Annotated in this window: 13 protein-coding genes; 8 read left to right on the top strand and 5 right to left on the bottom strand. The window is 70.2% G+C overall.

The features are described 5' to 3' along the window. The first annotated feature begins 52 nt into the window (after positions 1-52). Positions 53-1,486: a glutamate synthase subunit beta gene (locus FHU13_RS05150; RefSeq protein WP_183434815.1), complete on the top strand. Its 1,434-nt coding sequence runs from the start codon at positions 53-55 to the stop codon at positions 1,484-1,486. Positions 1,487-1,559: 73 nt separating this feature from the next. On the opposite strand, the gene FHU13_RS05145 is transcribed toward FHU13_RS05150, so the two are convergent. Next, a complete protein-coding gene (locus FHU13_RS05145) occupies positions 1,560-2,504 on the bottom strand; it encodes an MBL fold metallo-hydrolase (protein WP_183434814.1) in 945 nt (314 codons plus the stop codon). Positions 2,505-2,680: 176 nt separating this feature from the next. Here FHU13_RS05145 and FHU13_RS05140 point away from each other — a divergent pair, with 176 nt between their 5' ends. Both FHU13_RS05140 and FHU13_RS05135 read left to right on the top strand, forming a co-directional pair. Next, positions 2,681-4,021, top strand: a complete 1,341-nt coding sequence (locus FHU13_RS05140; protein WP_183434813.1) for a sensor histidine kinase — start codon at positions 2,681-2,683, stop codon at positions 4,019-4,021. An 8-nt stretch (positions 4,022-4,029) separates the two neighbouring features. Continuing rightward, complete coding sequence (locus tag FHU13_RS05135; RefSeq protein ID WP_183434812.1) at positions 4,030-4,680, top strand: response regulator transcription factor; 651 nt, start codon at positions 4,030-4,032, stop codon at positions 4,678-4,680. A 21-nt stretch (positions 4,681-4,701) separates the two neighbouring features. On the opposite strand, the gene FHU13_RS05130 is transcribed toward FHU13_RS05135, so the two are convergent. The 3 genes from FHU13_RS05130 to galE all read right to left on the bottom strand — a co-directional run bounded on the left by FHU13_RS05130 (position 4,702) and on the right by galE (position 8,395). Beyond that, positions 4,702-6,141 (bottom strand): SGNH family hydrolase, encoded by a 1,440-nt coding sequence (locus FHU13_RS05130; protein WP_183434811.1) that lies wholly within the window; start codon positions 6,139-6,141, stop codon positions 4,702-4,704. A gap of 83 nt (positions 6,142-6,224) precedes the next feature. Continuing rightward, a complete protein-coding gene (locus FHU13_RS05125; protein WP_183434810.1) occupies positions 6,225-7,406 on the bottom strand; it encodes a lytic murein transglycosylase in 1,182 nt (393 codons plus the stop codon). Then, a complete protein-coding gene (galE, locus tag FHU13_RS05120; protein WP_183434809.1) occupies positions 7,403-8,395 on the bottom strand; it encodes a UDP-glucose 4-epimerase GalE in 993 nt (330 codons plus the stop codon). The genes FHU13_RS05125 and galE overlap by 4 nt, the downstream gene beginning before the upstream one ends. A 171-nt stretch (positions 8,396-8,566) precedes the next feature. On the opposite strand from galE, the gene galU reads away from it, so the two are divergent. Beyond that, positions 8,567-9,433: a UTP--glucose-1-phosphate uridylyltransferase GalU gene (galU, locus tag FHU13_RS05115; RefSeq protein ID WP_183434808.1), complete on the top strand. Its 867-nt coding sequence runs from the start codon at positions 8,567-8,569 to the stop codon at positions 9,431-9,433. A gap of 230 nt (positions 9,434-9,663) precedes the next feature. On the opposite strand, the gene FHU13_RS05110 is transcribed toward galU, so the two are convergent. After that, positions 9,664-10,560, bottom strand: coding sequence for an N-formylglutamate amidohydrolase (locus FHU13_RS05110; RefSeq protein ID WP_183434807.1), 897 nt, complete (start codon positions 10,558-10,560; stop codon positions 9,664-9,666). Positions 10,561-10,865: 305 nt separating this feature from the next. On the opposite strand from FHU13_RS05110, the gene cpdR reads away from it, so the two are divergent. The 4 genes from cpdR (at position 10,866) to FHU13_RS05090 (ending at position 12,944) form a co-directional block, all read left to right on the top strand. After that, positions 10,866-11,222: a cell cycle two-component system response regulator CpdR gene (gene cpdR / locus FHU13_RS05105; RefSeq protein WP_003603128.1), complete on the top strand. Its 357-nt coding sequence runs from the start codon at positions 10,866-10,868 to the stop codon at positions 11,220-11,222. A gap of 107 nt (positions 11,223-11,329) precedes the next feature. Beyond that, positions 11,330-11,587, top strand: a complete 258-nt coding sequence (grxC, locus tag FHU13_RS05100; RefSeq protein ID WP_012455341.1) for a glutaredoxin 3 — start codon at positions 11,330-11,332, stop codon at positions 11,585-11,587. Then, positions 11,584-12,429 (top strand): carbon-nitrogen hydrolase family protein, encoded by an 846-nt coding sequence (locus tag FHU13_RS05095; protein ID WP_183434806.1) that lies wholly within the window; start codon positions 11,584-11,586, stop codon positions 12,427-12,429. Before grxC ends, FHU13_RS05095 begins: the two co-directional genes overlap by 4 nt. 20 nt (positions 12,430-12,449) lie before the next feature. Further along, entirely contained in the window at positions 12,450-12,944 is a 495-nt protein-coding gene (locus tag FHU13_RS05090) for a DUF1178 family protein (protein WP_183434805.1), read from the top strand. The last annotated feature ends 78 nt before the right edge of the window (positions 12,945-13,022 follow it).

The following is a 13,022-nucleotide window of genomic DNA, read 5'->3' as shown; positions in this document are numbered from 1 at the left end:
CAGACGGCAAGGCCGCGTGGTCGAGGGATCCGCGCCTGCGAAGGGTTGATCGATGGGCAAGGTCACAGGGTTCCTCGAATACGACCGGCAGGAGCAGAAGTATCAGCTCGCCGCCGACCGCGTTCGGCACTTCCGCGAATTCACGCTTCCGCTCGACGAGCACGACCTGTCGAAACAGGCCGCGCGCTGCATGGATTGCGGCATCCCGTTCTGCCACGGGCCGACCGGATGCCCGGTCCACAACCAGATTCCGGACTGGAACGACCTCGTCTATCAGTCGGACTGGGAGGAGGCCTCGCGCAACCTCCACTCCACCAACAACTTCCCCGAGTTCACCGGCCGCATCTGCCCCGCGCCCTGCGAGGAGGCCTGCACGCTCAACCTCGAGAACCAGCCGGTCGCCATCAAGACGATCGAGCAGGCGATCGCGGACCGCGCCTGGAACATGGGCTGGGTGAAGCCCGAGCCGTCGGCGACCCGCACCGGCAAGCGCGTGGCGATCATCGGCTCCGGCCCGGCCGGCATGGCGGCGGCGCAGCAGCTCGCCCGCGTCGGCCATGACGTGCACGTCTACGAGCGCGAGCCGAAGGCCGGCGGCCTGCTCCGCTACGGCATCCCCGACTTCAAGATGGAGAAGCGCCACATCGACCGGCGCGTGAAGCAGATGGAGGCCGAGGGCGTCGTCTTCCACTACAAGGCCAATATCGGCGTGAACGTGCCGCTCGAAGACCTGACGAGCCAGTTCGACGCCGTGCTGTTCTGCGGCGGCGCCGAGGACCCGCGCAACCCGCAGCTCCCGGGCCAGGACCTCGACGGCGTGCACTACGCCATGCCCTACCTCGTTCAGTCGAACCGCCGGGTCGGCGCCGAGCCGATGCCGGGCAACGGCGAACTGCCGATCCTCGCCGCCGGCAAGAACGTCGTCGTCATCGGCGGCGGCGACACGGCCTCCGACTGCGTCGGCACCGCCTTCCGCCAGGGCGCGCTCTCGGTGACGCAGCTCGACATCCGTCCGCGCCCGCCGGAGCGCGAGGACAAGCTGACGGTGTGGCCATACTGGCCGACCAAGATGCGCACCTCGTCGAGCCAGGCGGAAGGCGCCGAGCGCGAATTCCAGGCCGCGACCCTGCGGCTGGAGGGCAATCGCAAGGGCCAGCTCACCGGCGTCGTCTGCGCCCGCGTGGACGAGCGTCGCCAGCCGGTCGAGGGCAGCGAGTTTGTGCTGCCGGCCGACCTCGTCTTCATGGCAATCGGCTTCGCCGGCTCGGTGCAGAAGGGTTTGGTCGAGGAATCGGGCGTGGCGGTCGACAAGCGCGGCAACGTCGCCGCCAACGATCAGGACTACCTGACCTCGAATCCGAAGATCTACGTCGCCGGCGACATGCGCCGCGGCCAGTCCCTGGTGGTCTGGGCGATCCGCGAAGGCCGTCAGGCCGCCCGTTCGATCGACGAGGCGCTGATGGGCGCGACCGTCCTGCCGCGGTAAGCCGCGTCACATCTGGAACGATTACGGGGCCATCGCCGAGAGGCGGTGGCCCTTTTCGTTGGACCTCGGCGCATCAACGGGATCCGCCATTGGAATCGGCGGGATCACGGACCTCCCACAGGTAGCCCGATCCCTCGCGCGCGATCCGGCCGCGGGTCGCGAGATGCATCCCGGCGACATCCAGCCTCTCCATCGCGGCGCGGTCGAGGATGTGCCGGCGGGTTGCGATCGCCTCCGCCGGGTCGGCGTCCCAGATCACGGTCCAATCCGGATGCGGCATCTGCAGCACGCGGGAATGGAGGATGTCTCCCCAGAACAGGAGGCGCTCCGCTCCGTCCTCGATCAACACACCGGCATGTCCCGGCGTGTGTCCCGGCAGCGGCAGGAAGGAGACGCCGGGGGCGAGTTCGGCCCGGCCGGAGACGCGGCGCACCCGGCCGGCATAGGCCGCCAGCACGGCCTGCGCAGTGTCGAAGAAGACGGCCATCGCGGCGGGCGCCCGCGCGCGCGCAGCTTCATCCGACCAGAAGGCCGCCTCCCGCTCCTGAACCACCAGCTCCGCCTCGACGAAGCGAGCCCGGCCCTGGCTGGTGAGCAGGCCGCCGACATGGTCGGCGTGGAGATGCGTTAGCCACACAGTGTCGACCTGATCGGGACCGACTCCTTCCGCCGCGAGCGCCGCCGCGACCCGGTCGAAGCCCGGCCCGAACACGGTTCCGCAGCCGGCATCGAGCAGCCAGTGCCGCGCACCGCGCCGGATCAGGAACGCGTTGACGGGCTCCGGTGAGGGACCGCCCGGCGGGAGGCCGGCTTGCGTGAGCAAGGCCCGGCCGGCCTCGCTGTCGGCGCCCGGGATCATGCTGGGCTGAAGCGGGAACAGGCCGTCACGCAGCGGCGTGACGGTGAAGGCACCGACGCGGTAGGCGGAGGCGGGGGCCGCCCACGCCCCGGCGAAGCGAAGGAGCGGCAGGCCGACGCTCGCGGCGATGACGGATCGGCGGGTAAGCGGCAAGAGCATCGACGGCGGGTCCGGCTACGGGAACGGAGACCGCGATCCTGGCGAGCCTCGATGCCTCCGCCCAGGGAAAGACGCCCGCCGAGCGCGGGCATTTTTCCCGACGGCATCCCTCGCCCCTTGCGCGCCGGCCGGCGGTGGGTGCCAACTCGGTGGACGCCCCACGCCCGGTTGCCCCGATGAGCCTGCCCGCGCATCTCGCCCTGCGCCTTCTGATCGTCACGCTGCTCTGTCTGGCCGGCGCTGTCGCCTGGACGCTCTGGGAGGCGCGCACCGGTCTGCGCGAGGAGGCCGCGGTGTCGGCCGGGCGGATCGCGGCGCAGCTTGCCCGGCAGCCGGGACTCGGCAGTGTCGGTCCGGCGGCGCTGCCGATCAGCGAGCCGCAGGCGGAACCGACCGTCCTGATGATCCTGCCGGGCATCTGCGCGGAGATCCGTCTCGGCGCCGAGACCCCACGCCGGCTCTGCGGCGATTGGGACGGGCTCGGCACGGCACCGGCCTGGTTCAGGGACGCCCTGGCGCCGGAAGCAGGGGGAGCACCCGTGATCCGGGAGATCATCTATCGCGGACGCCGCCTCGGCAGCGTCGCGGCTTGGCCCGATCCCGTCGCCGCCGCGGGCCGCACGTGGCGGCAGGTCCGGTTCGCGAGCGGCCTTGCCCTGTCGCTCGCCGGAACCACCGCGATCCTCGGCTGGCTCTCCGCCACCCGCCTCGTCGCGCCGGCGGGCCGGATCGTCCAGGGGCTCGACGGATTCGATGCGGGCCGCGCCGCTGCACCCCTGCCGCGCTTCAAGGCCACCGAGTTCGAGCGAATCGCGACCGCCTTCCACGCCCTTGCGGAGCGATTGGTCCGCACCGAGGCCGAGCGCACGGAGCTGATGCGGCGGCTGGTCCAGGTGCAGGAGGAGGAGCGGCAGAGCCTCGCCCGCGAGCTGCACGACGCGTTCGGCCAGTGCCTCGCTGCGGCAGGCGCGCTCGCGGCCGCCATCGAGGCCGGCGCACCGGAGGATCGCGCGGATCTGCGCGCCGATGCCGTCGGCATCGAGACCGTCATCGGCTCCATGCGCGAGAGCCTGCGCGGCGCCTTGGCTCAGCTCGAACTGCCCGATCTCACCGCGGCCGGCCTGGGCGAGGAGCTCCGCGGTCTGATCAGCGACTGGCGGGCGCGGCTGCGTACCGGGCCGAGCCTGCATCTCGACGTGACGGGCGATCTGACGGGTCTGTCGCCGCAGGCCTCCGCCAGCCTCTACCGCATCGCGCAGGAACTTCTGACCAACGCCCTGCGGCACGGGCGGCCGAGCCGGGTTTTCCTGCGGCTGCAGGGAACTGGAACAGGGGAGGAGCCCGTCACCCTGACGGTGGACGACGACGGCGGGGGCGATGCCCCGAGCGCAGCCGACGCTGCCGGCCGCGGCCTTGCCGGGATCCGGACGCGGCTCGCTGCTCTCGGCGGTCAACTGTCCCTCACCGGGAATGGAAGCGGCATCCGTGCCTGTGCCACCGTTCCAGTCCGCGGCTGAGGCGCGCGATGCCGACCATCCTCCTCGTCGATGATCATCCCGTGGTGCGCGAAGGCTATCGGCGCCTGCTCGAACGGCAGCCGGGCTTCACCGTCGTGGGGGAGGCCGAGACCGCGGCGGAGGCCTACCGCCTCTATAAGGCGCAGGCGCCGGATCTCGTGATCCTCGACCTGTCGCTGCCGGGGCCGAGCGGCATCGAGGTGATCCGGCACATCCGCCAATGGGACGGCACGGCCCGCATCCTCGTGTTCAGCATGCGCACCGGTGCCGCGGTCGCGCGACGAGCCTTCGCCGCCGGTGCCGGCGGCTATGTCAGCAAGGCGAGCCCGCCGCGGGATCTGCTGACGGCCGCGGCGGGCGTCCTGCGCGGGGAGCGCGCCATGAGCCCCGACATCGCCCTGGCGATCGCGCAGGACGAGGTGGCCGGCGGACGGAATGCGCTCGATGACCTCACCCCGCGGGAAGTCGAGATCCTCGGCATGACGGCGGCGGGCGCGACGGCAACGGGGGTCGCCGAGGCGCTGTGCCTCAGCCTCAAGACGGTCCAGAACAACCTCTCGCTGATCAGGGCCAAGCTCGGCGCCCGCACGGACGCTCATCTGGTCTGGATCGCCGTCGGCGCCGGGCTCGTGGCGGCCCCGCCTTCGGCGGAGAGCTGAAGCGGCCTCAGCGAGGACGATCTATCCCGGCGGCCAGCGGAAATCGTCCGCCCGGCCGGGCTGGGGCAGGGGAGCGGCGCCGCGCTGCAGGCTGCGCTCGCGGGTGCCGGTGGCGTCGCCCTCCTGCGGGCGGCCGGTGATCAGTGTGCCGCCCGGCGAGGTCTCGGTGCGGCCGAGCGGCACCACCGGCCCCGCTGCCGGCTTGACCGGCAGGCTCGGAATACCCGGAGGCTCGGGCAGGCTCGGTAGCATCGCAGTGATCTTGCGGTCGATCGCCGCCGTGTCCTCGATGCCGAGCCCCGCCCCGCCCTCGCCGGGCGTGGCCGCGATCGCCGCCGCGGGCTGCTCGGAGGGAAGACCGCCCTTGGCGCCCATCAGCCGCTTCAACTCCACATCGGCGAAGTGGGCGACCTTGCGCGAGCCGGCGGCAGTGAAGTGGATGCCGTCGGAGGTGCGCAGCCGCGCCTCCTGACCGTCCACATCGGGCCCCGACACGGTGAAGCGGTTGCGGTCGTCGACGAAGCCCTGCCAGACCTCGGCGTAGGATTGGCCGGCCCGCTGCACCCGCTCGCGCACGAGGTCGTTGATCGCCGCGAAGTCGCGGCTCAAGGATTCGCTGCGGACCGGCGGCAGCCCAACCCAGACCAGCGGCACCTTGTGCTCGGCAAACACCTTCGCGACCGCGTCGACCCGCGCGCCATAGATCTCACGCCACTTGTCCGACAGGGCCTCGTAGCTCTGGTCGCCCTCGCGGATCGCCTGCCGGTCGTTCACCCCAAGCATCATCAGGGCGTAGGAGACGTTGGGCGTGGTCTTGAGGAAATCCTCAGCGCTCTTGGCCCAATCGACCAGATCCTTGCGCACGAGTCCGCTCTCGGCCTTGGAGCGGTCGAGCACCGCGACCTCGGCATTGTCGGAGAACGCCTCGTCGACACCTTTGGCGAGGTAACTCGCGAGGGAATCGCCGAACACGGCGATCTGGGTCGTCGGTGCAGCCTTCGGCACCTTGGCCTTGGGCTGCGCCACCGTCGGGGCGGGGCTTGGTCGGCGACGGCGCGCGGCACGCTCCTCGTCCGAGCGTCCGGCAGCCGCGGGTGCCGGTGCGCGGGGACGCTGCGGCCGGGCATAGCCGGGCGAGGGCTGCGGCGGCGGGGTCGGCTGGGCGCGCGGCTGGTCCTCCCAGGGCCAGTAGAACTGGCGCGGCGCCTCCTGCGGCGGCGCAGCCCGGCGGGCAGGCGGGCGGCCGTACTCGTCGGCGTAGGCCCCTCGGGCACGGCGGCGTGGCGGCGGCGCGTAGGAGGGATCGGCGGCGGGGGCGTCGTAGCTGTCACCCCACTGCGCAGCGGCCGGCTGCGGCAGCACGGACCACGCCGCGGCGAGCGCGAGGACGGCGAGAGCGAGAAGGCCGAGGATCGCAGAAAAACGCGGAAGCGCGGTGCGATCGGTCGGGCGGCGTTGCATGCGCGAAGCCTCGATCGAAGGAGAGGAGCCGGAATTGGTCCGACCTCACATCCGCTCAGGATAGCGCCTCGAAGGGCGCACGTCTAAGGCCGTGCCTCGAGGCGCTCCAGCAGCGCGGGCCGGGCGTAGCCGTCCGCGGGCAAACCCTCGCGGATCTGGTACTGCCGCACCGCCTCGCGCAGCTTCGGGCCGGCGCGCCCGTCCTGTTCGCCGACGTAGAGTCCTTGCGCGGCGAGCCCCGCCTGCAGACGCTTGAGGCCCGCTCCATCGAGGCGGGCGGCACCGTTCGGCCAGGGCGCGGCGAGCGCCGGACCGCCGGCCAGCCGGTCGGCGAGGTGGCCGATCGCCAGCGCGTAGGAGTCGCTGGTGTTGTAGCCGCGGATCACCTCGAAATTGTCGGTGATGAGAAAGACGGGGCTTCCCAGCCCGCCCGGCAGGAACAGGCTCGCCTCGCCGTTCGCCGGCAGGGGTTTGCCGTCAGTGCGGCGGACACCGCGGGCGGTGAAGTCGGCGAGCGGACCGCGATAGCGGGTCAGGTCGAAATCCTTCGGCAGGCTGACCTCGTAACCCCAGGACAGGCCGGGCTTCCAGCCGAGCGAGCGCAGGTAGTGGGCGATGGAGGCCAACGAATCGGCTTCAGAGCGCCAGATGTCGCGCCGCCCGTCGCCATCGAAATCAACCGCCTCTTTCAGGTACACCGAGGGCAGGAACTGGACCTGCCCCATGGCGCCGGCCCACGAGCCCACCATTCGCGCCGGCTCGATGTCGCCGTTCTCGAGGATCTGGAGGGCGGCCAGCAGCTCGTCGCGAAACAGGCTGCCGCGATGGCGCGCATAGGCGAGACTCGCTAGCGCGCGCACTGTCGGCAGGGAGCCGGCGCTGGCGCCGAAATCCGATTCGACGCCCCAGAACGCCAGCACGATCGCGCGCGGCACGCCGGTCTTCGCCTCGATCGCTGCGAGGGTGTCGGCGAGCCTCTTGCCCTGGGCCTGCCCCTTGGCGATGCGCGCGCCCGACACCGCACCGACGAGATAATCCCAGACCGGCCGGCTGAACTCGCCCTGGCGACGGGTGCGGGCGACCACGTCCGGATCCGGCCCGCGAAGGTCGGCGAAGGCCGCGTCGAAGGTTCGTTGCGAGACGCCGCGGGCCGCAGCATCGGAACGCAGGGAAGCGACGAAGCCGGAGAAGTCGCCGTCCTGCGCCTGTCCCGGTCCCGTCAGGACCGCGAGAGCGAGGATGAGGGCGGTGCGGGACACTCTCACCGCCGGTTCCGCTTCACCAGGGCCTCCTCCCAGGCGAGCGCCTGGGCGACGATGGCGTCGAGGTCGTCGTGCCTCGGGGTCCAGCCGAGTTCGTTGCGGATGCGGTCGGCACCCGCGATGATCTGGGCCGGATCGCCCGGACGGCGTGGCGACAGGCGCACCTCGAAGTCGCGGCCGGAGATGCGCTTGACCACCTCCACCACCTCCAGCACCGAGTAGCCCCGGCCGTAGCCGCAATTCAGGGTCAGGCTCTCGCCGCCGCCGCGCAGGTGATCGAGCACGGTCAGGTGCGCGGCGGCGAGGTCCGAGACTTGGATGTAGTCGCGCAGGCACGAGCCGTCAGGCGTGGGATAGTCGGTGCCGAACACCTCCAGATGCGTGCGCTGGCCAAGTGCCGCCTGCGTCGCGACCTTGATGAGGTGGGTGGCGGCCGGCATCGATTGCCCGGAGCGCCCGCGCGGGTCGGCCCCGGCCACGTTGAAATAGCGCAGCACCCCGTAGGTGAAGCCGTGCGCGGCCGCGGCGTCGGCGAGCATCCACTCGCTCATCAGCTTCGAGCGGCCGTAGGGATTGATCGGGTTCGTCGCCAGGGTCTCGGGGACCGGCACGATCTCCGGCTCGCCGTAAACCGCCGCCGTCGAGGAGAAGATGAAGTGCCGCACGTTCGTGCGCGCCGCGGTCTCGATCAGCGCACGCGTCTTCACGGTGTTGGCGAGGTAGTAGCCGAGCGGGTCGGCGACCGATTCCGGCACCACGATCTTGGCCGCGAAATGCGCGATCGCGTCGATCCGGTGGCGCAGGATCGTCTCGGTGACGAGGGCTTGGTCGGCCACATCGCCGACGACGAGGCGCACTTCCGGGGGCAGGGCCCAATCGTAGCCGGTCGAGAGATCGTCGAGGACCACGACCTCCTCGTGCCCTGCATCGACCAGCGCGAGCACCATGTGGCTCCCGATATAGCCCGCGCCGCCCGTGACCAGAACCGCCATCACTTCCCCCGATCCGTCTTCCGCCGTCCGCCCGCGAACGCTTCAGCCATGTTTTAATGACGAAATCCTGCCAATCACACCCAAGCGGGGCTGTTAGCGGCGGCCCGCGTCCTATTTGATCTGCGTCGATCAGGGCTCGCCCCGACACACGCCAAGAACGGGTCCCGCCACATGAAACGAATTCGCAAGGCCGTCCTTCCCGTCGCGGGCCTCGGCACGCGCTTTCTGCCGGCCACCAAGGCCGTGCCGAAGGAGATGCTCACCGTCGTCGATCGCCCTGTCGTCCAGCACGTCGTCGATGAGGCCCGGGAGGCCGGCATCGAGCACTTCATCTTCGTCACCGGCCGCGGCAAGGCGGTGATCGAGGATCACTTCGATATCGCTTTCGAACTGGACCACACTCTGCAGGAGCGCGGCAAGCACGCGGCCTACGAGGAGTTGAAGAGGGACCTGCCCAAGGCCGGACAGACCAGCTTCACCCGCCAGCAGGCGCCGCTCGGCCTCGGCCACGCGGTCTGGTGCGCCCGCGAGATCGTCGGCAACGAGCCCTTCGCCGTGCTGCTGCCGGACATGCTGAGCCGCGGCTGCATGGGCCAGATGCTTGAGGCCTACGAGCAGCACGGCGGCAACATCATCGCCGTGGAGGAGGTGAAGCCCGAGGAGACGCACCAGTACGGCATCGTCGCCGTCGGCGAGACCTTCGGTCAGACCTTCGAGATCACCGGCATGGTGGAGAAGCCCAAGCAGGGCACGGCGCCGTCGAACTACATCATCTCCGGTCGCTACATCCTCCAGCCCGAGATTTTTTCAATTCTGGAGCGGGGCGAGACCGGGGCCGGCGGCGAGATCCAGCTCACCGACGCGATGATCCGGCTCGCCGAGGCGCAGCAGTTCTACGGCATGCGCTTCGACGGGCGTACCTACGATACGGGCTCCAAGATCGGCTTCCTCACCGCCAACCTCGCCTACGGCTTGGAGCGGCCGGAACTGGCCGATGCCCTGAAGGCGGAGATCCGGGCACTCCTCGGCGATGCCTGAACGTTCCATGCGTGCGCCCGGCCAAGCTATGCGGCAAGCGCATGTGGGAATGTTATCACCGGGCTTGCGATTTGTGCGCCGCGATGCGATTTTTGCATTGCGAGATCGCGATGGCGTCGCGGTCCCGTAGCCCTTCTTGGGCGTTTCCTCCCTAGACTTCGGGCCGTCCTTCGGGGCGGCCTTTTTTCTTGTCTGAAGCGCTGCGGTGCTCGCACTGCGGGATCGCAGATCTACTCGGCCGCCACGCGGAGGGACGCTGCCTCAACCGTCTCGGCAGCGACCTCGGCGAAGACCTTGGCCAGATTGTCGGCCAGACTCGTGAAACCGGCCGTCACCGCCAGCGACTGCTCGTTCATGTACAGCGCGCGGTTGATCTCGATCTGCAGCGCGTGCCGTCCAAGTCCCGGCTCGCCGTAATGCTCGGTGATGAAGCCGCCGGCATAGGGCTTGTTGCGCACCACCTTGTAGCCGAGGATCCTCAGGCGGCTCTCGACACCCTCGACCAGCGAGGGCAGGCAGGCCGTGCCGAAGCGGTCGCCGAGCACGAAATCGGCCTGGGCGCTCTCGTCGCGCCCGAGGCTCGAAGAGGGCATCGAGTGACAATCGATGAGGAAGGCCTGACCGAAGCTCCGCGCCGTACGGTGGATCAGACCGCGCAGTGTCCGGTGATAGGGCTTGTAGAGCGTCTCGATGCGCTGCACCGCCTCCTCCACCGGCAGCCGCTCCCGGTAGATCTCCTGCCCATCGGCGACGATGCGGGGCACCGTCCCCAGCCCTCCAGCCACCCGCATCGAGCGGGTGTTGGCGAAGGAGGGCAGACGGCCCGCGAACATGCGCGGGTCGAGTTCGTAGGGCTCGCGGTTCACGTCGAGATAGGCGCGGGGGAAGTTCGCCCGCATCAGGGGTGCGCCGAGGCCGACGACCGAGGCGAACAGCCGGTCGACATGGGCATCCTCCGACCGACGCAGGGCGAGGGCGTCGAGCCGGGAGGCGGCCAGGAACGAGGCGGGATAATGCGCGCCGGAATGCGGCGTGTTGAACACGAAGGGAATCGCGTGCTGCGCCGGCTCGTCCACGACGAAGGGTGGATCGAACGCCTCGGGTCCATCGGGCTGTGAAGGGCTCATCGGGACGCGGAGGCCTGAGCGTGGCGCGGGAGGGACATCGCGCCACTTTGCGGCGCCTCGTCTGCCCTGTCCACCATGCGCCGCACCGAGGCGTGAGTGGGGTATGACAGGGGGCCGCGAGTCGGGTGCGACGCGGCACCGGTCCCATTTAACGCTCTGTTTACCAAGCCGACGCTTTATGAAATGAACACCCACCGAGGTCTCTCGCAAAGCGCCGGCCGCGCTGTCGTGCCCCGAGGGGGCATGGTAGCGACTGGGTGTTTCCTGAGACACTCCAAGGCGCATGGGCACCGGGACGCCGTTCGATGAAGATCCTGCTCGCGGAAGACGACAACGACATGCGCCGGTTTCTGGCCAAGGCGCTCCAGAACGCCGGCTACGACGTGCTGTCCTTCGACAACGGCCTGTCCGCCTATAACCGCCTGCGCGAGGAGCCGTTCGAACTCCTCCTGACCGACATCGTCATGCCGGAGATGGACGGCATCGAGCTGGCGCGCCGCGCCACCGAGCTCGATCCCGACATCAAGGTGATGTTCATCACTGGTTTCGCCGCGGTGGCGCTGAACCCGGATTCGAAGGCGCCCAAGGATGCGAAGGTGCTCTCGAAGCCCTTCCACCTGCGCGACCTCGTCAACGAGGTCGAGAAGCTGCTGGCTGCCTGAGCGGACGACGGCGCCGCGATCGTCCGAGGCTGTGTCCCGGCCGCAGTAGGAAGATCTGAGCGGCTCGCCTATACCCGTCGCTTCCCCCACTCGGGCGCGACGGACCTATGCAGCCGGTCACGATCTACACCACGGCCTGGTGCCCCTACTGCTCGGCGGCCAAGAGCCTGCTGCGCGAGAAGGGCGTGTCCTTCAACGAGATCGACGTCGAGAAGACGGCGGGCGCACGCGCGACCATGGTCCAGCGGGCCGGCGGGCGCACTTCGGTGCCGCAGATCTTCGTCGGCGACCGGCATGTCGGCGGCTGCGACGACCTCTACGCCCTGGAGCGGGCCGGCGACCTCGATCCGCTGCTCGCGGCATGACGGACCTGTCCGAACACAAGCCGTTCGTCGCGGCCTGCGTGCAGATGCGCGGCGGGCGAGACCCGGCCGCCAATCGCGAGGCCGCCGTGCAGGCGGTGCGCGAGGCAGCGCGCCGGGGCGCGGCCTATGTGCAGACGCCGGAGACAACCTCGCTGATCGAGCGCGACCGCGCGGCCCTGTTCGAGAAGGTCGGGCCGCAAGAGCGCGACGCAACGCTCGCCGCCCTGCGGGAGGTCGCGCGGGCGGAAAAGATCGTCCTGCAGATCGGTTCGCTGGCGATCCGCGAGGGCGAGAAGATCGCCAACCGCGCCTTCCTGATCGACGCCGCGGGCGAGATCCAGGTCTCTTACGACAAGCTCCACCTCTACGACGTCGATCTGCCCAACGGTGAGAGCTGGCGCGAGTCGGCGACCTATTCCGGCGGCGATTGCGCCGTCGTCGCCGAGACACCGCTCGCCAGCCTCGGGCTGACGATCTGCTACGACATCCGTTTTCCCGCCCTCTACCGGGCGCTGGCCGAGGCCGGCGCCACGGTGATGACCGCACCGGCCTGCTTCACCCGCCAGACCGGCGAGGCGCATTGGCACATCCTGCAGCGGGCACGGGCCATCGAAACCGGCTCCTTCATGATCTCCGCCGCGCAAGGGGGCCGGCACGAGGACGGACGCGAGACCTTCGGCCACTCGCTCATCGTCGATCCCTGGGGCCGCATCCTCGCCGAGGCCGAGGGCGACGCCCCGGGCATCATCCTCGCCGAGATCGACCTCGCGCGTGTCGCGGATGCGCGCGCCCGCATTCCCACCCTGTCCCACGCGCGCAGCTTCGGCGTGCGCCGCGCCTGAACCCTCCCCATCTCTCCCTCATGATCCGCTTCACCCTCGCCTGCGACTCGGGCCACCAGTTCGAGAGTTGGTTCCCGTCCAACGCGGCCTACGACGAGCAGTCGGCCCGTGGCCTCGTCACCTGTCCATTTTGCGATTCGGCCCGGGTCGCCAAGGCACCGATGGCCCCGGCGGTGGCACGCACCGACCGCGGCCGGGCCGATGCGCCCGCGCTGCAGCTTCCCGTCCCGGCAAGGTCGGCCGAAGCCCCAGGTCCGGCCGAGGCTCCGATGCCGATGATCGCGGCCGAGCCGGAGCGGCAGTTGCGTGCCCTGCTGCGCGCTGTCCGCGAGCACGTCGTCGCGAGCGCCGAGCATGTCGGCGACCGCTTCGCCGACGAGGCGCGGGCGATTCATTACGGCGATGCGGAAGGCCGCGCGATCTACGGTGAGGCGAGCCCGCAGGAGGCGCGGGCGCTGCTCGATGAGGGCATCGACGTGATGCCCCTGCCGCCGGCTCCCGACGACCGGCACTGACCCTCGATCACACGGGTACGGCTCAGGCCTCGATGCGCATTGCGGGGAAGCGGAATTCGACCGCGGTGCCCGTGGGAT

This window comes from Methylobacterium sp. R2-1, from assembly GCF_014191355.1.
Taxonomy (GTDB): Bacteria; Pseudomonadota; Alphaproteobacteria; order Rhizobiales; family Beijerinckiaceae; genus Methylobacterium.
Note: the sequence above shows the minus strand (reverse complement) of the source record. Positions and strands in the feature narration are given on the sequence as shown.

Excerpts from the sequence above, each read along its gene's own strand:
- FHU13_RS05150 (WP_183434815.1), top strand. The coding sequence starts at position 53 with ATGGGCAAGGTCACAGGGTTCCTCGAATACGACCGGCAGGAGCAGAAG.
- FHU13_RS05145 (WP_183434814.1), bottom strand. The coding sequence starts at position 2,504 with ATGCTCTTGCCGCTTACCCGCCGATCCGTCATCGCCGCGAGCGTCGGC.
- FHU13_RS05140 (WP_183434813.1), top strand. The coding sequence starts at position 2,681 with ATGAGCCTGCCCGCGCATCTCGCCCTGCGCCTTCTGATCGTCACGCTG.
- FHU13_RS05135 (WP_183434812.1), top strand. The coding sequence starts at position 4,030 with ATGCCGACCATCCTCCTCGTCGATGATCATCCCGTGGTGCGCGAAGGC.
- FHU13_RS05130 (WP_183434811.1), bottom strand. The coding sequence starts at position 6,141 with ATGCAACGCCGCCCGACCGATCGCACCGCGCTTCCGCGTTTTTCTGCG.
- galE (WP_183434809.1), bottom strand. The coding sequence starts at position 8,395 with ATGGCGGTTCTGGTCACGGGCGGCGCGGGCTATATCGGGAGCCACATG.
- galU (WP_183434808.1), top strand. The coding sequence starts at position 8,567 with ATGAAACGAATTCGCAAGGCCGTCCTTCCCGTCGCGGGCCTCGGCACG.
- FHU13_RS05110 (WP_183434807.1), bottom strand. The coding sequence starts at position 10,560 with ATGAGCCCTTCACAGCCCGATGGACCCGAGGCGTTCGATCCACCCTTC.
- cpdR (WP_003603128.1), top strand. The coding sequence starts at position 10,866 with ATGAAGATCCTGCTCGCGGAAGACGACAACGACATGCGCCGGTTTCTG.
- grxC (WP_012455341.1), top strand. The coding sequence starts at position 11,330 with ATGCAGCCGGTCACGATCTACACCACGGCCTGGTGCCCCTACTGCTCG.
- FHU13_RS05095 (WP_183434806.1), top strand. The coding sequence starts at position 11,584 with ATGACGGACCTGTCCGAACACAAGCCGTTCGTCGCGGCCTGCGTGCAG.
- FHU13_RS05090 (WP_183434805.1), top strand. The coding sequence starts at position 12,450 with ATGATCCGCTTCACCCTCGCCTGCGACTCGGGCCACCAGTTCGAGAGT.